Source organism: Paenibacillus sp. JNU01 (assembly GCF_059130585.1).
The window spans coordinates 671,682-692,605 of sequence record NZ_CP169723.1; the positions used below are offsets into that span (position 1 = coordinate 671,682).

The following is a 20,924-nucleotide window of genomic DNA, read 5'->3' on the forward strand; positions in this document are numbered from 1 at the left end:
GATCATAGTCAATTACCTAGAAGTTATCCAAACGGGGCACCGAATGGGACTTTTTTTTTCTAGCACGGAAGAATATTTCGAAGAAATGATAGGGTGATAGGGATGAGAAGACTGGAGTCTGGCATGACAATAGACAACGAAATATTCACTGATATTGTCAGGTATGAACACGAAACGATCAGCGAAACAACCATAACAAATTCGAATATTGGTTCACCTATATTTTGGAGCTGTAACCTGAAACATCTTGTATTTGATACCTGCGATTTTACCAATGCGAGATTTTTTGCCGGTTGTACGATTGATCATTGTACTTTTATCCGTTCCGACTTACGCTCTGTTGGCATTGCCAGGAACGAAGCTGTTTTCACCAATTGCGAATTTTCCTCCTGCGATCTGAGAGGCATGACATTGGAGAATGCAACGTTTATCGACTGTACTTTTTTTAAATGCCGATTTAATGACCGGATTCTACAAGCGGCGAATATCGTCAATTGTTCCTTTACCGGCAAGCTGGTGGATATCACGTTTGAAGGAGATGGCACACAAAAGCTAATCGCCAATTTTGAAAACTGCATCCTTGACGGAGTTCGTTTTGTAGGCTGTGACCTAACGCAATGTATTCCGCCAAAATCAAAAAACCATGTATATGTTGAACAGGTATCCTCACGTGTGAAAAAGGCTATGAAGAAGATAGACGATGACGCTGATCTATCTGACGATGATCGGAAAGTACTCGTTCGCAATCTGCGCAAGCTTGAGCATATGGAACAATATATTTTTAACACGGCGCATATGAAGAAAATATATGGTGATGTATTTGTTGAACGATTTTTCAGCAGTATGGAATAATATGTAAACAACTCAGCCGCGGAAAAATGTCAAAGGACCCGAACATATTTTCATTAAATCGCTATTTCAGCGGCTTATTTTTTTTGTACAAGTTCGTGTTTCGATTGAAGAAAAAAGGACTTGTTCTCATGTTGTATCTCCAATTAAACCTTTTACAATCATTGTCAGTAAGCTATAATAAAATAATCGATGGGAATACCGAATATAAAAGTGAAATAATGTAATTGTTCGAGACAAAGTATAAGTAGAAATTGATTACGGGATCGGCACGGCACATTGTGTTGAGTGACGTGAATCCATATAAAAAAATCGGAGGTATCGTTATGATCAAGAAGAAACTTTGCACAGCCGTTAGCGCAGCTTTAATCGTTTCTATGCTGGCTACTGGCGGAATTGTCGTTTTCCAAGGTAAAACAACATTAGAGGTAGCGAAGTCGGCAGGAGATAAAAAGGTTGAAGTTATTAAAGCTATCCAAAGCACCTGATGCAAAAGTCAACAGGAATCAAAAAACTTCAAATGTTACATAAAAAAAAACCAAAGTTCCGATTGGAACTTTGGTTTTTTTATGTACTTGCATGTAATAGAAGGAGAAGATTGTACTACATTCCATTACGTGCCCGGAACTTCAGGCTGCAAGTTTTCTTGTTCCTCCAGCAGTCGTTTCAGCTTTTGGCGCTGCCGTTTTTCCTTCTGACGTCGCTCTTTGTCCTCAGCCTGCAGTGCCTTGAGCAGGGAGAAACACATCCCGATAAGGACTACAGCGAACGGCAATGCAGACACGATGGAGGCCGTCTGGAGGCCGTTCAATCCCCCACTAATCAGCAACACTACCGCAATAGCGGACTGCATGATTCCCCAAGTCAATTTCACTCTTGTACTTGGGTTTAGCTTGCCATCTGAAGACAGCATGCCTAACACAAAGGTAGCCGAATCAGCCGACGTAATAAAGAAGGTCATGATGAGGAGTGTTGCGATGAATGCTACGATCGAGCCCAAAGGCAACTGCTCCAACATAAGGAATAGGGCGGTTGTCGCATCTTCCTTGACGGCTTCCGCCAGATGAGCGGCATTGAACAATTCCATGTGAAGTCCGGTTCCGCCGAAGACTGAGAACCATATAAATCCGAAAAGGCTTGGAATAACCATGACGTAAATTACAAATTCCTTGATGGTTCTGCCTCTGGATACTCTTGCGATAAAAGTGCCGACAAAAGGAGCCCATGCGATCCACCAAGCCCAGTAAAATAACGTCCATGCTCCAATCCAGGTTTCTCTTGAGAACGGCGTCAATCTCAAACTCATGTTAATAATGTTCTGCATATAACTGCCCAAGGTTGTCGTGAATGTGTCAAATATGAAAGAAGTCGGTCCAGTCGCTAATACAAACACCATCAATAGCACAGCTATAACGAGGTTGGTGTTGCTTAGAATCTTAATCCCTTTATCCAGACCGGAGGTTGCCGAGATTAGAAACAGTACGGTTACAATTGAGATAATGACAATCTGGGACAACGTCGAGTTAGGAATACCGAATAAGTAATTCAGTCCCCCACCAATCTGAAGTGCACCCAATCCAAGAGAGGTTGCAACACCAAAGATGGTGGCAATAACAGCCAGAATATCAATGATCTTGCCAAGCCAGCCAGCCGCAAGACGCTCACCGATCAGAGGAATAAAGGTAGAACTGATCAACCCTTTATAACCTTTCCGGAACTGGAAGTAAGCGAGCGCCAAACCGATAACGGTATAAATCGCCCAAGGATGCAGCCCCCAGTGAAAGAAGGAATAACGCATGGAAAGTCTTGCTGCCTGCGCAGTTCCGGCTTCTGCTCCTTCCGGGGCAGATAAATAGTGGGACAGGGGCTCGGCAACTCCCCAGAAAACCAGTCCGATTCCCATACCAGCGCTAAACAGCATGGACAGCCAGGAAATCGTAGAATATTCCGGTTCATCATCGTCATCCCCCAGCCTGATCCCGCCAAATCGGCTGAATGCCAGATAAAAAGCAAAGATCAGGAAGAACAGTGTCGCTAACAAATAAAACCAGCCAAAATTCTGAATAGAGAAGTTGTAGGCAACGTTTGCTGCATCCGCCAGCTGATCAGGAGCGACGCCCCCCCATATTGCAAACAGTGCAACGATGATAATTGTGATGGTAAATACCATGATGAGACCTCCATTATGTAATCTTCATCCAACTTTTCCTTAGTATGTGCTAGTCCGGCTAGTTATCATTCGGAAAGCCAGCTGTTGATAACATAAAACAATTCGACGTGTATTGAAACAGGTGAGGAGAAAGTCCTCTTTTTCAAAGGAGAGGATTTATCGATTTTTGATGTCCCCCAAGGAGAAGAAATGTTGAATAAAAAATGATAAGAAGGGGGAGAGTAGGGAGAAAAAGGGGGGGAAATCCATGTACCGTTTAACCGTTCTAGCCATTAGTCTTTTTCTGTTCTTTGGAGCATATCATACTGCCGAAGCATCAGAAATATCCACATCTTCTCTCATTAGTGATCTACAAAAAGGGGGTTACATCCTTTATGTCCGACATGGAGATGCAACAGTTGGAGTTGATCAACCAGATTTTAGTCTGACAGATTGCTCCACACAGAGGAATTTAAGTGCGCTTGGAAAGGAACAGGCAGAAAAATATGGTCATGCTATTCGGAAACTAAATATCCCCGTCCATTTCCCCGTGGAAGCAAGTCCCCTGTGTCGAACTCTCCAAACTGCTCAGATTGCGTTTGGTGCACAAAATGTAAAAGAAAATACATTTTGGTTAAACATATATAAACTCAGTCAAAATCTGGACACAGAAAATATAAACAGTACAATTCAAGCATTTACAAATGAAGTAGAGCAAACCTCTCCAACGAATTCGAACAGGCTTATTGTAGCTCACTCTTTTCCTAGCGGTCTGGGATTAGGAGAACTCTCGAGTATGGAGACAGTCATTATTAAACCACTGGGAGACCATAAAGGGTATCAAGTTGTTGGAAAATTGAAATTAGAAGATGTTTTACAGCAAGCTGGAATGTCTTAGATGTCGAGGGACAAGAAGAACATATGCTCATTCAAGTCGCTATTTTGGCGGCTTTTTTTATCGTTTCCTGACGGAAAAATAAGAATCTAGAAATTAATAAGATCATATACTTTATATAAAGTGGTTCAAAGAGAGGGATTCTACGTTCAAAATTGAATACATTATGAAGGATTGTCTATTTTACCAATATTGGCTATATCGATCAAGAAAGACGATTCTCAAAATAATGAGAGGACTGATTATATGAAAACGACACAACTTTTAAATATGTTTGCAAATGAGATCATGTCTCTCTAAACACGGTGGAACGATTTACGCCTATACTCATTATGGCTATGCTAAGCCTGACAATAGGTCGAGAGGTTTGTAAGGGGCTATTTTACCATTGTGATATGCAGCTTATGCGCTACTCCTTTTATCGCAAGCATGCGAAGCAACATTTTCGTCTAAGATTTAGAAGTGTATTATCCTTAAACCTAAAATTAGGTGCGTGTCTAGCAGCCGTACTAAGTATCTCTATACTTGTTTTGTCTGAAGGAAAGGATATAAGTACATTGCTTGCCATCTGGTTTATGACGATGACACTGTCCATATTTTTCTCAGTACATCATTTATTGGTATATTATGTATTCCAACCCTACACAACGGAGTTGGACACCAATAATCCTCTTTTTACATTAGTGAACAGTCTTATTTCATTAGGCTTTGTTATAACGATGTTTTTAGGTCCAACTCTGTGGGTGCTCACTGTTGTCTTAATTGTGTTGACTGTAGGCTATCTGTTCAGTGCGGTACCTGTCGTATCCAAATATGCTCAAAATAACTTTAGAGTGAAGTGAAAGAAAGCCCCAATCATTTTAAAACGCTACTGACATAACGTTGTCAGTAGCGTTTTTTTATCATTGGATATGTAAAAGTAAAAGATATGGATAAGTAACATGTCTGTTTTACAAAAAAATAGGACACAGTTAGATTTAGAAAGGATGATATATTGTGAATTTTTCTTCTGTACGCATCATTACTGACGACGTGGATCGTCTCGTTGAGTTCTACGAAAAAGTCTTGGAGGTTACGGCAGAACGACCTGCACCGGTATTTGCCGAACTCGTTGTGCCATCATGTACCCTTGCAATAGGACATACCCAGACGGCACAGTTATTCGGTACGGATGCTGTACTGAGCGCTCATAACCGTACTGTCATTATTGAGTTTCGAGTCGATGATGTAGAAGCCGAATATGAGCGCTTAAAGTCATTTGTCGATCATTGGGTAAAAGAACCGACCATGATGCCGTGGGGAAACCGTTCCATGCTGTTCCGCGATCCCGATGGCAACCTACTTAACCTTTTTGAGCCCGTGACTGAGGATGCGATTAAACGGTTTAAAGATAGACATTAACATACAGTTTCAATGAAATTTGTTCATCTACGACGAATTGGAGTATGATTGGGGAAGACATTACTTCTTTGGAGGGGGACATCTGTTTTGGATGAGCAGTTTCTAGATTTATTGGCCGAAAAATATGATACGGAAGAAAAGATCGTAACCGAGATCATCAACCTTGAAGCGATCTCCAATCTCCCGAAGGGAACCGAGCATTTTGTCAGCGATTTGCATGGGGAGTTCCAGGCATTTCAGCATGTACTAAGAAACGGTTCGGGTACCGTCAGAGAGAAAATCAAAGAATTATTCCGGGAATCTTGGACAGATCAAGAAATCAATGATTTTGCCGCTTTGGTTTATTATCCGGAAGAAAAAATACAGCTGGTCATAGGTGAACTGAGCAATAAACAGGCTCTGAACCAGTGGTATAGACGAACGATTGAACACATGCTTAAGCTTATCTCTTATGCCTCTTCCAAGTATACGCGCTCGAAATTGCGTAAAGCTCTGCCGGAGCAGTATGTATATATTGTAGAAGAGCTTCTATATAAGACGGACTCGACCAACAATAAGGACCCTTATTACGAGGAAATATATCGACAAATTATATCCTTGGGACAGGCGGACAAGCTCATCATCGGCCTTGCTTATACGACCCAACGCCTGGTAGTTGACCATCTTCATGTGGTTGGAGATATCTATGACCGGGGGCCGGACCCTGATAAAATTATGGACACGCTAATCAACTACCATTCTGTAGACATTCAGTGGGGGAACCATGATGTCCTCTGGATCGGTGCTTATGCGGGTTCTCTGGTCTGCCTTGCGAATATTATCCGGATCTGCGCCAGGTACGATAATCTGGACATCATTGAAGATGTGTACGGAATTAATCTGCGCCCACTACTAAATCTGGCGGAGAAATATTACGAAGACAATCTGCCCTTTAGACCTAAACTGCAAGCTGGCCATAACGTATCGGAGCAGGAAATTCTGCAGATCACCAAAATTCACCAGGCCATTGCCATGATCCAGTTTAAACTGGAAATCCCGATTATTAAGAGACGCCCATACTTCAATATGTCTGAAAGACTTTTGCTGGAGAAGATTGATTACGACAACAATGAAATTAATATCTGCGGAAAAACGTACACATTGGAAAACACCTGTTTTAGCACCGTAAATCCGCAGCAGCCTGAGCAATTGCTGGAAGAAGAACGTCAGGTAATGGAAAAGCTCCTGTTCTCCGTTCAGCATTCCGAAAAGCTGGCCAGACATATGAACTTTCTTATGAAGAAGGGTAGTCTTTATTTAAAATACAACGGGAATTTGTTAATCCACGGCTGTATTCCTTTGGATGAAGAAGGAAATATGGAAGAAATGCAGATTGAAGACAAGACATATGCGGGTCGTCAATTGCTTGATGTTTTTGAAGATTATCTACGCTACGCCTTCGCGCATCCGGAGGAGACAGAAGATCTGGCAACGGATATGGTATGGTACATCTGGACTGGGGAATGTTCCTCGCTCTTTGGAAAGAGAGAAATGACTACGTTTGAACGGTATTTTATCCAGGATAAAGAAGCACATAAGGAGAACAAGAATCCCTACTACCATTTACGTGAGAATGAAGAGGTGTGCCGGAAAATCCTGCAGGAGTTTGATTTGAATCCGGATCATGGACATGTCATTAACGGCCACACGCCAGTCAAAGAAATTCGTGGAGAGAGCCCTGTTAAAGCAAACGGCAAAATGATCGTGATTGACGGCGGTTTTTCCAAAGCCTATCAATCCACAACGGGCATTGCCGGATATACGTTGCTGTTTAATTCCTTTGGCATGCAGCTCGTCGCCCATCAGAAATTTAATTCAAAAGAAGATGTGCTATGCAACGGAACGGACGTATTGTCTGTAAAAAGACTGGTGGATAAGGAACTGGAACGAAAACTGGTGAAGGAAACCAATGTTGGAGAGAAGCTGCTGCAGAAAATCTCAAATTTGAAGGACCTTCTGGAATATCACTATATGAATTAAAACGATTGCTAAAAACATCCGGATTAAATGTTGGAGTGTAATTAAGCACAGACGCTCGTACAGGCAGGGAAGTAAATACCCTGCCTGTACGAGTTTTTCTTTTTTAAAGGGAGCGATGTAACAGAAGGCAGGAGCCTATGAGATGCCACCGCCACAGGAATCAATTATCCCTTAGTATTGATCCAGATGGGTAATTCCTCTTGAGTATAGGTTCTGCACTAAATTGAGAAATTCTTCTGATGATAAATCCTTTTCACGCTGGAGCCAAAGACGAAATAAAGCAAGGGAAGTTGTCAGGTAAAACTCAATTAAGTATGGCGTTATATGTCATTCAACAGATCATTTTCAACAGCGTCTAACAATGCGTAAATGTCCGTAAAGTATTGATAAAAGGTGCTGCGGTTATATCCTGAGTTTTTTGCAATTTCCTGAACCGAAATTTTTTCAATCGGCTTTTGACTATATAGCTCACAGAAAACTTCTATAAACTTTTGTCTTGTTTTCTCCGTTATTTGAGGTTGCTTTTTCATGTTTTCCTCCTGTTATGGATTACGAGTATTATCCGACAAATATTAAAAAACTGCTGGTTGATCAAGGCATAATGAAGATTTATAATCGCATCATACAACATGTTGTCTGATAATCAAAAGGAAATATTATTACCTAGGGGGGTGGATCATGTCAACCACACAAGAAAGAATTTTAATTTTTGGTGCAGGTGTTATCGGGAGCATGTACGCAATTAAGTTTATTGAAGCAGGATTTGATGTTACCGTGTTTGCACATTCGAATAGATATAGATCATTGAGAAAAAATGGCCTGCAATATGTAGAAAAAGGGGCAGTTAGATCGATTAAAGTGAATGTCATTGATACACTCGAACATGACGATGTATATGATTTTATTTTCGTTACCGTTCGTTATGATCGATCCGAATCAGCGTTGTTCGCGCTAAAAGATAATCAAAGCAAAAATATAATTACGATGACTAGTAACTCCATTGGATTTTCCTCGTGGCTGGATATCGTAGGAGATAGACTTTTACCAGCTTTTCCAGGCTTCGGAGGACAGATTAAAGATGAAGTATTACATGCTCGATTTTTACCAAAGTTTATAGCTGCAACTGTATTTGGAGAAATTAAAGGTGTGGTGACAGAGCGTATAGAGAACCTTGCAAAATTATTTAAGACAGCCAAGCTTCCCTACGTTATTAAAAAGGATATGCAATCGTATCTCATCACACATTCCGTATCAGACATTGCCATGTTGAGCTTTTTGCATCCTCAACATAAGATCATTGATCACAAAACAGCCAGAACCAGAACGACGGCCCACCGAATAACAGTCACTTTGAAAACGTATCTAAGGGCAATACAACAAGCTGGCGTTTCACTCGATCCGCCCATTTTTAAAATGGTGCTTAAATTTCCGAATTTATTGTTGGATCTATTTTTTATGACATGGCTGCGAACTAAAATGGTTAGGGATATGATGTTGCCGGATTATGCAAATAATGCGAACAATGAGATTTTACAACTGAACAATGATTTGAGGAAATTTTTAAGTCAAAATGATATTACATCGAGAACGAACTGGATGGATAACCCAAAAGAAATGTGAAATGAAGCGATCACTTGTATCTCTCAGTTACCCTCGGTCCGTCATATTTCTTGAGCCGCTTGCAACTGGAATAAGAAAATAAAAAAATTGACATGAAACCAGTTACATATTTTAATCTTGTTTTGTAGCGAGAGATCACAATCATTCATGTAGAACTCATGATGAGTTTTTCTAAACACTTATTAAATATACATTATAAAGTGTTTAAATAAAGTGGATTATCTCCAGCACAAGAGCAAACAAATTATACAATGGAGGGCATAAATATGATTAAACTGGTAGTCACTGATTTAGATGGAACGTTTTTGAACAATAAGGGTTCGTACGATGTTGAACTTTTCAAAAAGGTTTATGCCGAGATGCAGCAAAAAGGAGTTACTTTTGTAGCCTGTACCGGGAAACAATGTGAACGTGTAGAAAAACTGTTTGATGAACATGGCAAAGGAGTCTGGATTCTGGGTGACAGCGCTGCTCGAATCAAAAAAGATGGTGAAGTCATCAAAGAGTTCAGCATGGAAAAGGAACTTGCCATGAAGGCGATTGATCGAATTCAGGATTTCGACAACACGATGACTCTTATCGTATGTGCAAGCGATGCTGCTTACGTTCATTCTTCCATTTCGGAAGAAATGTACGAAGTCGTGAAAGGCTCCTATGAACGTGTAATCAAAACAGATTCCTTCGAAACCATCGAGAGTCAATTTATCAAAATTACGGTCTTTGATACAGAAGGACGCAGTACAGCATTAAGAGCGCATGTGGAGGGTACAATGTTTGGACAGGTTTACATTGTTGACTCGGAAGCCAGATGGCTGGATATTACGGCATTACACACACACAAAGGAGAGACCGTGAAGAAGCTGCAAGACATGCTGGGTGTCACATACGAGGAGACGATGTCATTTGGTGACGGTGAGAATGATGTGGAGCTTATGGCCATCGCCAAATATAGTTTTGCAGTAAGTAATGCTTGTGATAATACGAAAAAAGCAGCAAACTTCATCACGAAATCCAACGAAGAGAATGGCGTTCTTCTAACGGTTCAAAAAATACTGGATTTGCAGTAATCCTTGTCTGACAAGGTACTACATGTTCGATCTAACGGGGGCAATCTTAGGATTGCCCTATTTTCATTGGATAAAAACGTTACTTGGGGTCCGAGTCGTTGTTGGTAACTTGTTTGCGATAATGCTGTGGAACTACACCCATCTGTTTTCGGAAAATGGACGAAAAATAACTGGAGCTTTGAAAACCGCAGGCAAGTGCAATTTCACTTATGGATCTCCGTGTTTCTTTTAACATTTCACAGCTTTTCTGAAGTCGATATTGGGTGAGATAGTTGTTTGGCGATTGGCCCACATATTTGTTAAACAATTGGCAACATCGACTTCTGCAAACAGCTCCGGCAGATGCGATCTCCTCAAGTGTTATCTTCTGATCATAGTTCTGGTGAATGAATTGAGTCATTTCCTGAACATGCGTTAATATGCCAGGTTGACCGGAAACAGGCTTCAACTGATCGCCAATTGTAGCGCACAACGACAACGCTTGGGATACCAAACGAAGTGGATTGGGAGGCGTATGTTCCCTATGCATTTCCCGATAGAGTTCCTGAATGGACTGTACGATGTCTTGTTGCCAGGCCATCTGCTCTGTGAGTACAACAAAATCAGCCATATTGGAACTGAACTTCTCTTCCCAGTACGTCTTAAGATATGAAGTTTTCTCTCCAAGGATAGAGGGATGAATAACGACCACCAGGAACGAACAATCGTCGTGATCCGCAGCAGCGTAACCAAAATGCAAACGTTGGCTATTCACAAAAAGTCCGTCTCCTTGATGCAATCGCGTGATACTTCCATTAACCGAGAAATCCATTGATCCCTTTAATATATAGATAAACTCCAGATCCACATGCCAATGTGCAACTGCGGCATGATTATCAAATTGATGAAGGCTTCCTTTGCGGACATAAAGGGGGACATCAGGAAGATTATAATCCAACCGTTCTGATAAATCAGAGAACACCTCTAAATCTGTCATTGAGAATCCCTTCTTTGCACAAATGTATACGATATTAATAAAATTATAGCCAATATTGATGGAAACAACAACGATTACGTACTATCTTTATATTATTGAGAACAACCGAGAGGACAGATACAGGTGAGAAAACGCATGCAGATTCAAGGGTTCGGCAAACGCGATTTTAATCGAGAGTTAGTCTCGCTTGTAATCCCCATTGCACTACAAAATCTAATATCCGCAACGGTGATATCTGTTGATGTGATCATGCTGGGTATGATCAGTCAATCTGTAATGGCAGCCGTATCACTCGCCGGACAAATCACCTTTACCTTAACATTGTTTTACATGGGATTGTCAGCGGGGGCGAGTATCCTCACTGCCCAGTACTGGGGGAAGAAGGACTCATTAACCATACAGCGCATTCTGAGTATTGCCTGTGTATTCTCCCTAAGCATATCGATTCTGTTTTTCTTGTCTTCCTTCCTGATTCCCGATACACTCATGCGCTTATTCACCAATGATCCTGAATTGATTCAATATGGTTCAAGGTTTTTACAGTTTAATTCCTTTTCTTACCTCGTCATGGGATTATCGCATATGTATCTGAGTGTAGTTCGAAGTATGGAAAATGCAAAACTCAGTGCGTGGGTCAGTTCATTATGCTTGGTCTTAAACATTATATTTAATGCTATTGGCATTTTTGTACTATTCCCATCCAATCCGGAACTTGCGATTGCGGCAGTGGCTCTTGCCACGGTCTTGGCACGTATAATTGAACTGGCATGTTGTGTGATTCATTCCTTTACTAAGGGATCCATTCGCTTTCGTTTACCAGTACGTGACAGTATGCATCGTAATCTATTAAAGGATTTCCTGAGATATACCCTGCCTGTGCAGGGGAATTATATCGTATGGGGAGGAGCACTTACCGCTACGGCTGCCATTATAGGCCATGTGAACTCCGATATGGTAGCGGCAAACTCCATCGCATCTGTAGTCAAGAACTTGGCGGTTGTTCTCTGTGGCGGCATAGCTACCGGGGGCTCTGTACTGATTGGAAAGTATCTGGGGCAGGGTGAAATGGAGAAAGCTAAGTATGCGGGTAACCACATGTGTTATTATGCACTCATTTTTGGAGCCATTGCAGGTTGTAGCATTTTGCTTATTAAACCTTTAGTTTACTCCATCGTCAGTCTGAGTCCAGTCGCTCAAAGCGATCTGGATGGCATGTTATACATTAGTGCGTATTATTGTATTGCGAAGTCTTTTAACTCCACAACGATAGCAGGTATATTCCCGGCCGGTGGAGATGCGAAGTTCGGATTATGGTGTGACATGGTTGTCATGTGGCTTATTATTTTACCACTTAGTTACCTGTGCGCTTTTGTTTGGCAAGTATCTCCCATTTTTTTATACGTCATCATCAGCTTAGACGAGTTAATTAAACTACCCATTGCTTTCACCCGTTATCGTCAGTTTAAGTGGCTCAATAACTTAACTAGAAACTTTACATAAACCTGATCTTACCAGGGGTTATGTAACTTACTCTACTAAATAATAGCTTTTCATAAAGGAGAAGATGATATGAATATCCGTGAACGAATGGCAAGCAAACAATTATTTTCAGATGATGATGCAAATTACCCGAAAGAGGCTGCGGAATTAGCCAAAGCACGCCAGCGAGGTAAAGCCTTATGCTATGAAATAAATAATTTGCATCCAGATGATGTTGAAATGCGAAACACGTTAATGAAGCAGCTTTTTGGCAGTATGGGGGAAAATGTGTGGATGGAGCCGCCACTTCGGATGTCCTATGGCTCAAATACGACCCTAGGGAATAATGTATATATTAATTTCAATCTGACCGTGGTGGATGACTATACAGTAACCATTGGGAATGATGTCATGTTTGGCCCAAATGTAACGATTGCTGTAACGAGTCATCCTGTGCACCCTGAGAAGCGCAAAGAAGGCGGAATGTTTGCATTGCCCGTGGTTATTGAAGATGGGGCGTGGATTGGAAGCGGAGCGATTATTCTACCAGGCGTCACAATTGGCGAGGGTAGTGTCATTGGTGCCGGCAGTGTTGTAACCAAGGACGTGCCTGCAAACGTAATTGCTGTTGGAAATCCATGCAGAGTGCTTCGTGAGATTACCGAACAGGATCGAGAATTCTACTACAAAGATATGCGTTTTAATCAGGTTGAATGGTAAAAGAAATGACATCTACCTTCTGGAAAGGAGTTCATTGATGATTATAGATATCATATATGCGATTATTACATTGTTAACTCTGTTTTTTGTCCTTAGAGCCATTGTTCATTCCCGGCGAACCCATTTCATAGCTAGTAAAATGAACAGACATTTAGAACATTACTATAATGAAGATGCCTATCATAACGATATTGCCTCTAAGGATTAACATTGGTATCTCTTCCACGTTGCATTGCTCACCTGGTATGACGGTTTTGCATTCAAATGATCTGGTGAAAACATATATCAATACAGTCTGGATGGAGAGTCATTTATCAGCTTTGGTTAAGTCTTCCACTTGGATGGGGGCATTATCGAGGAGACCGGGTCGGCGTGTACAACTTGAACCACGAAGCAGAACAAGGCTATGCGGATGTAGAATTCTTCAATTACGATTCTGAAGATGCTATTAAAAATCGTTGATTCATCTTCCTGGAAACTTAGCGGCTATTACTCGGAATATGTTCTTGTCCCAAACCGAAGACAAGACCCATATTCCGATAGTGTCCCAATCAGTTTACGCGATAGATGGAATTCAAGTAATTCGAAATTAATGCGGTATCATCCAGAGAGGTACGCAGTGCGATGTAACCGTCGGGACGAATCAAGACGAGTTCTTTGCTTGCTACATTGTATATTCGATAGGCATTGCCTTCTGTGTCTATGATGCCTTCCGTCCCATCTGCGTTAGATGGCAGGATATAATGCACATGGAGTTCATCGTCGGTGAAGTTATTTAAGGAAGGAACAATACAATCAACGCAGTTTGCAAAAGCCAAAAGCGTCCAGTGTGGGCCGCGCAATAGGTCAAATATACTTCCTGCAAATCCGGTGCCTTGCAGGCCCGTAGCATTAGGAGCACGGTCCCCAGGAAAGGGAGAGGCAGTCTGGGGTAAAGCATACGGGCGAGTAAGAGAACTTGACCGATAGGAAATGAGGAGTCCACTCGTCAGATCGTCGGATATGGTACTCAAAGATTGGGACAACTCTCCGCTTTCTGTCACCGTTGCAACAACCGCTCCCATCTTCTTCGTGCTGTCCTCAAGCACGGCTTGAGCCACAGGACGGCGCTCTTCATCGTACGTGTCGAGTAAGGAGGTATCCGCTCCGCGAATGACAGCAGCGAGCTTCCAGCCCAGGTTGTACGCGTCCTGTATGCCGGTATTCATGCCTTGACCGCCTGCCGGTGAATGAACATGGGCAGCATCGCCAGCAAGGAAAACGCGGTCTTTACGATAACGTTCTACCATTCGAACGTTGACCCGGTAGATGGACAGCCAGGAAGCATCTGTGAGTCGAACACGTCCAGCCCCGGCGCGCCGGTCAAACATGGCTTGATATATCTCTAGCGACGGCTGCTCTGGTTCTTCGTGGTCTGCTGGAATGGTAGCCTGCAGTTGCCAAATATCGGATTTCGGCAGCGGTGTCACTCCGACCATCCCCTCTGAAGATGTCCAAATATAGATACGGTCACGATCTAATCCTTCCAATCGTACATCGCCAAGATACCATCGCTCATGATCGTGTGTTTCTCCAACCAGCGGTAATTGAATAAACTTGCGAATATTGCTTTTGCCCCCGTCAGCGCCGACGACATAACGAGCGCGAATGTGCTCTTCTCCCTGTGGTAAATTTACGGTTACCGTTACACCATCCACATCCTGAACAAGCCCTGCAGCTTCCATGCCCAACTCAACTTGCCCGCCAAGCTCTGCATATCGGTCACGCAATGCTTTTTCCACATCAAATTGAGCAATCCAGACCGGATCACGATAGGGGGTTTCAAGTTCGACGCTGGCTGCCACGGTAATAGACGGCTTATCCACACTCCTGCCATCTGCGGTATAATAACGAACAGGCAGATCTACGACACCTGTGCCAACAATGTGATGAACGGCGTCCAAGTCATCGACCACTTCAAGCGAGCGAGGCTGGATTGCTTTAGCACGAGAAGCAACGTTGTATAAGGTGCTTCGTTCAATAATACGATGGGCGACGTTTCGACGGGCAAGATCGCAGGCAAGTGTAAGCCCAGTGGGACCGGCCCCGACAATAAGAACATCAACAAAAGACCGCATGGTATTCATGGTTGAACCCTCCTTGATCATTGTTTTGATAGGTTACAAATGTTATACTACACCGTGCAGTGTAGTTTGTAAACAAAGCTTTCACTCTAAGCGTTTTCTGATAGCATACATATAGGGGGAATAGAGGAATGGAACATACGGAAAACAAGAAAATCCGAAAGGGCTCTTCTGACAAACGAGCTAAAATTATTACAGCAGCAAGAGATCTATTTCTTTCAGATGGTTTTGAGCGTTCCAGTGTCGATGCGATCGCAGCAAAAGCAGGTGTTTCCAAACGGACCGTTTACGATTATTATGGTGACAAACAAAACCTGCTGCTTACCGTTGTGGAAGATTCCAGCTCTGCGGTTCTTGACATGATCGAGCAAGGGATTTCAGACCACCTCTCGGAATTCACAGATCTGAAACAGGCACTCATCTTGTTTTGCGAGCAAATAGTAGCTTCTGCGAACGGCTCATCCGACTATAAGGCTTTGATCCGTTTGGTTATGGTGGAAGCTGCCAACCTGCCAGACTCATTTTTGGAAAGGCTGGATAAGGCAACTGAAGAAAGGCTCATCAGGAGATTTACAGCGTTTGGTCAAGACGGATTGCTTGATGTGCCCGATCCTGAAATGGCTACCAAACATTTCACTGCATTAACGTTTTTATTGGTCTTTAATCAACCTGGACAAACAGGAACATTGGGGGCGGAACAAACCAAACATATCATCACTGAAGGGGTACGTGTCTTTCTTTGCGCATATGCACCCCGTGGCGTTTAAAACGAAAATCAACCTCATCCGTACGAATTGCGATTTCGCTTATCGATAAAACACTGGTGGGGCTGCCAAATTAGCATAAACATATGCTGAAGATATGTAGGCATTCAAAAGCAGAACAGGAAGAAGGTCTGGGCAGATTACACCCAGACCTTTATTCTTACATTAGATTATCCGTGGAGGGAGTGCAAGGTAACTGATTGAGCTTGCTTTCAGGCTCTTCACCATTTTCTACACGTTTTATATTCTTTATAAAAAAATCATATCTTGTTTTATGATATTTCCGACCATCAGGCATTCCCGCTGTATGGGGAGTAAGTATTACATTACTCAGATTCCGGAGCTCACTGTCCAGAGGAAGGGGTTCAGATTCAAACACATCCAGGCATGCACCTGAAATATCCCCGTTTTTTAATGCATCTATTAAGTCCTTTTCGTTGACAATCCCGCCACGGACTGTGTTGATAAAAAGAGATGTATTCTTCATTTTTTTGAATGTCGCTTTGTTGATCATCTGTTTGGTCTGTTGATTCAAGGGTACATGTACACTGACGATGTCCGATGTGCTTATAAGCGTATCGAAATCCACCATTTTCACCAAATCGTCCGATTGTGCAGTGGCATTTCTGGCATAAGCCAGCACATTCATATCAAAGACCCTGCAAAACGCAGCTACTTTTTTTCCGATCGCGCCCAAACCGATAATCCCAATCGTTTTGCCTTTTAATTCACTCCCTGCATAGTCTAATTGATGTTCATCCATCTTGTTTTTCATGAAAGTATCCAGAAACGGTATGTTTTTATAATAAGACAATATCAGTGCCATTACGTGCTCGGCCACTGCCTGTGCATTTACTCCTGCAGCATTGGCCACCCAAATGCCGAGCTGTGTACAGGCAGGGACATCCACATTATCATATCCCGCACCCGTCTGTACCAATTTCAATTTTTTTGCGATAGAAAGCAGGCTATGATCCACTTTAATATGTTCAGGAATGATTACCTGACAATCTTTAATATGATGCAGCATTTCGTTTCCAGGCGGAACAATTACAACGTTCCAGTCTTGCGGAAAACACCTTGCAATATTTAATTTTGAGGTCTCGCTAAAATAGCCAACGATGAGAATCTTCATTTGTCAAACCACCTTTCATAACCTATACCATTTTTCAAATATAACACGTATGATGTTCGTTATTGAGTAACGTCGTTAGGAGAGTATGGAAAAGAATCCAAATAAACAATATACTAGCTATATAGTTTTTTGTAGAGGTGAATATCAAATGGATGAAATGCATGAATCAAAACAAATTGTATTACAAATCGGCATTGCATTGAAAAAGTACAGAAAAGAAAAAAACATGACCTTAGACGACTTATCCGAATTAACAGGCGTAAGCAAACTTACACTGGGAAATATAGAACGTGGCGAGACCAATCCAACTTTGGCCATTATATGGAAAATATCAAAGGGAATATCTTTACCGCTATTGGCTTTGTTCACAGCAGAGAAACCTGTTAGTTTGTATCGGGCAGGCGAGGGACTGCGGTTTTCTAATGATGAAAAAAATTGGATCATTGAACCCGTTTTTAAAAGCAATGATATTGAAATGTGCCGGGCTTATTTACAGCCAAACAGCTCATATTACCCTGAAGGTCATCATGTGAATACAACTGAAATTGCGACAGTAATGACCGGTTCCATTGAGTTACAAGTCAATGGAGAGATTCACATATTGAATCAATATGATACGATCAGTTTCCGTGCAGATTACCCTCACGCTTATACCAATCATACGAATAGCGAAACAGTGCTCCATATATCCTTAAAATATGGTTTCTAAAAGTCGAAAAGCCACTTATTAAATGCAACTCCGAATTCCATGACGGAAACTCGGAGCTGCATTTTTTTAGGTAGTTTTAGTATATCATAAAATAATTATTGTTTAATAAAGTATATTATAATATACTTTCGTTATTCGCGCGAATGTTATAGCAAAGTTTTTAAGCAACAGGAAGGAAATATAATATGCAAGAATTCAGGAAGGAGACATAAAGAATGCCGACTAAACAAAATAAAAAATTCGTGCCATCCTCTATAGCGTTGATCATTCTCGGCATTATCGTTATTGCAGCTAATTTACGCACGCCCTTGACCTCAGTTGGTCCTTTAGTGGGTTTTATAAGGGATGACGTTCATATTTCTAATACATTAGCAGGTCTGATCACAACGGTACCTTTGCTTGCCTTTGCTTTATTATCACCTCTCGTACCCAAATTAGGGAGAAGGTATGGGGTTGAGCGTATCATTTTGATTGCCTTAATCTTGCTGACTGTTGGTATTGTAATACGATCTTTATCTGGTGCAGTTAATCTGTTTATTGGGACAGCAGTTCTTGGATTCGCCATTGCCGTATGTAATGTATTATTGCCGAGTATAATCAAACGGGATTTTCCAAATAAAATCGGATCCATGACAGGAGTTTACTCTATTTCAATGAATTTATCTGGGGCAATCGCTTCGGGAATCAGTGTACCGCTAGCCATAACCGCAGGGCTAAAATGGCAGGGAGCACTGGCGGTATGGGGGATACTAAGCTTTGTATCAATCCTGTGTTGGTTACCTCAATTAAGAAATCAAACGGACCAAACAGCCAAGACGAGTCAACAGATGGCCAGCAACGATGTGAATGTCTGGCGATCCCCGCTTGCCTGGCAAGTAACGATTTTTATGGGGATACAGTCCATGGTTTTCTATGTGTTGATCGCATGGTTGCCTGAAATTTTAAAGCAGCAAGGAATTGAATCCAACCAATCAGGCTGGTATCTCTCCATCATGCAGTTAGCTATGCTTCCATTTACCTTTATTGTGCCTGTGATTGCTGGGCGTATGTCTAGTCAACGCTTGTTAGTCGTCATCACAACCATTTTGCTTTTGACCGGGACGCTCGGACTTCTTTATGGCAGTTCCAATATCATTCTGTTGTGGATCATCATACTCGGAATTGGTGGAGGCTTCGCCTTTAGTTTGGCCATGATGTTTTTCGGGTTACGCACTGAAAATGCGCATCAAGCAGCGGAACTATCTGGTATGGCCCAATCGATCGGATATCTTCTTGCCGCACTCGGTCCAGCTCTTATAGGATATCTGCATGATGCAACAAATAGCTGGAACCTGCCACTTTTCATTCTTCTAGGGGCTTCGATCTTACTCTTTTTAGTGGGTATAGGAGCAGCAAACAACCGCTTTGTAGGTAGTCAAAATAGTTACGAAATGTCACGGAAAGGATGATAACTATGTTTGACAAAATTCTGGTCGCCATTGATAAAGGCGAAATAACGAACAAACTCCTTGATGCAACCGTTGAAATAGCACAAAATAAACAAGCTCAAGTTACCTTGGTTCATGTTAGCCAGAGTTATGTGCCGATCGGCATGACGTTTTTACCAGAGAATTTTTTGGAAGACATAATGAACGAAATGGAGAAAGCGAGTTTGGAACAGTTGCATCAAGCCAAATCTAAATTAAAGTCTGCCGGAATTAACCCGGAAACTATTCATCTTAAGGGAGATCCTGGGCATGAACTATTGAATTATGCAAGGGATACGGAGCAGCAACTTATTATTATCGGGAGCCGTGGGCTAAGAGGCATAAAAGAAATGATGCTTGGAAGTGTCAGCCACAAGGTTTCACAGTTATCAAGTTGCCCAGTCCTCATTGTTCATTAACTCCTCTATACAGCGGCATTTCAGGATATTGTGTCCTACAAATGCCGCTGTTTTTTCTATCCTTTAGTTGCCGAAAATGATGAAGGATCAGAGGTTCCATAACACTATAAGCAGCTTAATTATAATATGTGGTAAAATAGACGGGGCAATAAGCCTAGATAAGCACATGCATCTGGCAAAGGAGTTAACCATGACCAAACAACGTAAAATCATTCTAACCTTAACCATATTCTATACATTGTTTATTCTTTATTTTATGTTCCTCGCCTTCGGTAGAAGAGATGTTTCAGAGACAACGACTGGCTATACCTTTCTTTTCTCCCCAGATAGCTTTTTTAAACTGCCGGCTCTATCTGAACTCCTGCATCCCAGTCTCATGACTTTAGTTGATTTGGGTAACATTGCCGCCTTTATCCCTTTTGGTATCCTGATGCCATGGTTGTACAGGATTACCTTTGCCCGGTTCTTTACCTTGTTTGTTATAGCGATTCTTGTGCTGGAAACCATCCAGGCCCTTACCTTACTTGGTAGTTTCGATATAAACGATGCCATTCAGAATACGATAGGAGCAACCATTGGTTATGGGGCGTACAAACTTGGTTTCCGTTCCCGGAACCTCTGGCGCAATCTGGTAAGAACGGCTATTTCCGATATGATTCTTTTATTAGTCGTATGGGGATTATTCGGAGCGATAGATAACGCAGCAACTAAAGTAGAAGGCCCTTTTGTGGCAATCAACGAATGGATGGACAGTTCGGGTAATTCATCATCTGCAGACAAACCGGACAGCATCAAAATAAGCGATCAAAATGTAAAGATTCTCTATAATATGTACGGCGCTGAAGGCGGAGATCCTAAAACGTTTACATACACGTCTGAGGGAGAGACGATTTTCTCTTTTTATTACGGAATCCCTGAACCAACAGATTATTCAGGAAAAATTCGTGTTACCCTCAATGGAAACGAGATAATGACCGGCTCTGGAGAAGATCAGCGAAGTGATCCTGAACTATTCCCGTTGATATTCAAGATTCCTCTCGAACCGGGAAGCGAACTGAAGATTACCATCGAAGGGAACGAAAAAGTATGGGATGTAGGCTATAAACGGATGCAATATTTTTGGAGCAGCTAAA

General features: G+C 41.9%; 19 protein-coding genes. 14 read left to right on the top strand and 5 right to left on the bottom strand.

All coding sequences use genetic code 11. From position 1 onward, the window contains the following. Positions 1-405: 405 nt before the first annotated feature. Together NLBNIHML_RS02680 and NLBNIHML_RS02685 are read left to right on the top strand one after the other, a co-directional pair. Positions 406-852 (top strand): pentapeptide repeat-containing protein, encoded by a 447-nt coding sequence (locus NLBNIHML_RS02680; protein WP_494354662.1) that lies wholly within the window; start codon positions 406-408, stop codon positions 850-852. A gap of 323 nt (positions 853-1,175) precedes the next feature. Beyond that, entirely contained in the window at positions 1,176-1,337 is a 162-nt protein-coding gene (locus NLBNIHML_RS02685) for a hypothetical protein (protein WP_339233675.1), read from the top strand. A gap of 125 nt (positions 1,338-1,462) precedes the next feature. Here the strand turns inward: NLBNIHML_RS02685 and NLBNIHML_RS02690 are convergent, their stop codons facing one another. Continuing rightward, positions 1,463-3,019 (bottom strand): glycine betaine uptake BCCT transporter, encoded by a 1,557-nt coding sequence (locus tag NLBNIHML_RS02690; protein WP_339233677.1) that lies wholly within the window; start codon positions 3,017-3,019, stop codon positions 1,463-1,465. A 247-nt stretch (positions 3,020-3,266) separates the two neighbouring features. Here NLBNIHML_RS02690 and NLBNIHML_RS02695 point away from each other — a divergent pair, with 247 nt between their 5' ends. From NLBNIHML_RS02695 to NLBNIHML_RS02705, 3 genes are all read left to right on the top strand, one after another. Then, positions 3,267-3,896: a histidine phosphatase family protein gene (locus NLBNIHML_RS02695; protein WP_339308308.1), complete on the top strand. Its 630-nt coding sequence runs from the start codon at positions 3,267-3,269 to the stop codon at positions 3,894-3,896. Positions 3,897-4,889: 993 nt separating this feature from the next. Next, positions 4,890-5,294: a VOC family protein gene (locus NLBNIHML_RS02700; RefSeq protein WP_339233681.1), complete on the top strand. Its 405-nt coding sequence runs from the start codon at positions 4,890-4,892 to the stop codon at positions 5,292-5,294. An 87-nt stretch (positions 5,295-5,381) separates the two neighbouring features. Then, positions 5,382-7,313, top strand: coding sequence for a fructose-1,6-bisphosphatase (locus NLBNIHML_RS02705; protein WP_339255349.1), 1,932 nt, complete (start codon positions 5,382-5,384; stop codon positions 7,311-7,313). Positions 7,314-7,633: 320 nt separating this feature from the next. Here NLBNIHML_RS02705 and NLBNIHML_RS02710 read toward each other — a convergent pair whose 3' ends face one another. Continuing rightward, positions 7,634-7,843 carry a TetR/AcrR family transcriptional regulator gene (locus tag NLBNIHML_RS02710; protein WP_472478003.1) on the bottom strand — a complete coding sequence of 70 codons (210 nt, stop codon included), beginning with the start codon at positions 7,841-7,843 and terminating at the stop codon, positions 7,634-7,636. Positions 7,844-7,991: 148 nt separating this feature from the next. Here NLBNIHML_RS02710 and NLBNIHML_RS02715 point away from each other — a divergent pair, with 148 nt between their 5' ends. Both NLBNIHML_RS02715 and NLBNIHML_RS02720 read left to right on the top strand, forming a co-directional pair. Beyond that, positions 7,992-8,933 carry a ketopantoate reductase family protein gene (locus NLBNIHML_RS02715; RefSeq protein WP_472478001.1) on the top strand — a complete coding sequence of 314 codons (942 nt, stop codon included), beginning with the start codon at positions 7,992-7,994 and terminating at the stop codon, positions 8,931-8,933. 266 nt (positions 8,934-9,199) lie between these two features. Next, positions 9,200-10,000 (top strand): Cof-type HAD-IIB family hydrolase, encoded by an 801-nt coding sequence (locus NLBNIHML_RS02720; RefSeq protein ID WP_472477999.1) that lies wholly within the window; start codon positions 9,200-9,202, stop codon positions 9,998-10,000. A gap of 79 nt (positions 10,001-10,079) precedes the next feature. Here NLBNIHML_RS02720 and NLBNIHML_RS02725 read toward each other — a convergent pair whose 3' ends face one another. Then, positions 10,080-10,976 carry an AraC family transcriptional regulator gene (locus NLBNIHML_RS02725; RefSeq protein WP_472477997.1) on the bottom strand — a complete coding sequence of 299 codons (897 nt, stop codon included), beginning with the start codon at positions 10,974-10,976 and terminating at the stop codon, positions 10,080-10,082. A 123-nt stretch (positions 10,977-11,099) separates the two neighbouring features. Between NLBNIHML_RS02725 and NLBNIHML_RS02730 the strand changes: the two genes are divergently transcribed. Together NLBNIHML_RS02730 and NLBNIHML_RS02735 are read left to right on the top strand one after the other, a co-directional pair. Beyond that, on the top strand, positions 11,100-12,476 hold the full coding sequence (locus NLBNIHML_RS02730) for an MATE family efflux transporter (protein ID WP_472477995.1): 1,377 nt from the start codon (positions 11,100-11,102) through the stop codon (positions 12,474-12,476). A gap of 69 nt (positions 12,477-12,545) precedes the next feature. Beyond that, positions 12,546-13,175 carry a sugar O-acetyltransferase gene (locus NLBNIHML_RS02735; RefSeq protein WP_342569967.1) on the top strand — a complete coding sequence of 210 codons (630 nt, stop codon included), beginning with the start codon at positions 12,546-12,548 and terminating at the stop codon, positions 13,173-13,175. 551 nt (positions 13,176-13,726) lie between these two features. Here NLBNIHML_RS02735 and NLBNIHML_RS02740 read toward each other — a convergent pair. Further along, positions 13,727-15,301, bottom strand: coding sequence for an FAD-dependent monooxygenase (locus tag NLBNIHML_RS02740; RefSeq protein ID WP_494353704.1), 1,575 nt, complete (start codon positions 15,299-15,301; stop codon positions 13,727-13,729). A gap of 128 nt (positions 15,302-15,429) precedes the next feature. Between NLBNIHML_RS02740 and NLBNIHML_RS02745 the strand changes: the two genes are divergently transcribed. After that, positions 15,430-16,065, top strand: coding sequence for a TetR/AcrR family transcriptional regulator (locus NLBNIHML_RS02745; protein WP_339255363.1), 636 nt, complete (start codon positions 15,430-15,432; stop codon positions 16,063-16,065). 157 nt (positions 16,066-16,222) lie between these two features. Here the strand turns inward: NLBNIHML_RS02745 and NLBNIHML_RS02750 are convergent, their stop codons facing one another. Next, positions 16,223-17,197, bottom strand: coding sequence for an NAD(P)-dependent oxidoreductase (locus tag NLBNIHML_RS02750; RefSeq protein WP_494353705.1), 975 nt, complete (start codon positions 17,195-17,197; stop codon positions 16,223-16,225). 148 nt (positions 17,198-17,345) lie between these two features. On the opposite strand from NLBNIHML_RS02750, the gene NLBNIHML_RS02755 reads away from it, so the two are divergent. From NLBNIHML_RS02755 to NLBNIHML_RS02770, 4 genes are all read left to right on the top strand, one after another. Next, complete coding sequence (locus tag NLBNIHML_RS02755) at positions 17,346-17,906, top strand: helix-turn-helix domain-containing protein (protein ID WP_339255367.1); 561 nt, start codon at positions 17,346-17,348, stop codon at positions 17,904-17,906. 215 nt (positions 17,907-18,121) lie between these two features. Next, positions 18,122-19,354 carry a CynX/NimT family MFS transporter gene (locus tag NLBNIHML_RS02760; RefSeq protein WP_339255369.1) on the top strand — a complete coding sequence of 411 codons (1,233 nt, stop codon included), beginning with the start codon at positions 18,122-18,124 and terminating at the stop codon, positions 19,352-19,354. A 5-nt stretch (positions 19,355-19,359) separates the two neighbouring features. Continuing rightward, complete coding sequence (locus NLBNIHML_RS02765) at positions 19,360-19,791, top strand: universal stress protein (RefSeq protein ID WP_494353706.1); 432 nt, start codon at positions 19,360-19,362, stop codon at positions 19,789-19,791. A gap of 190 nt (positions 19,792-19,981) precedes the next feature. Next, positions 19,982-20,923, top strand: a complete 942-nt coding sequence (locus tag NLBNIHML_RS02770) for a VanZ family protein (protein WP_494353707.1) — start codon at positions 19,982-19,984, stop codon at positions 20,921-20,923. Position 20,924: the final 1 nt, after the last annotated feature.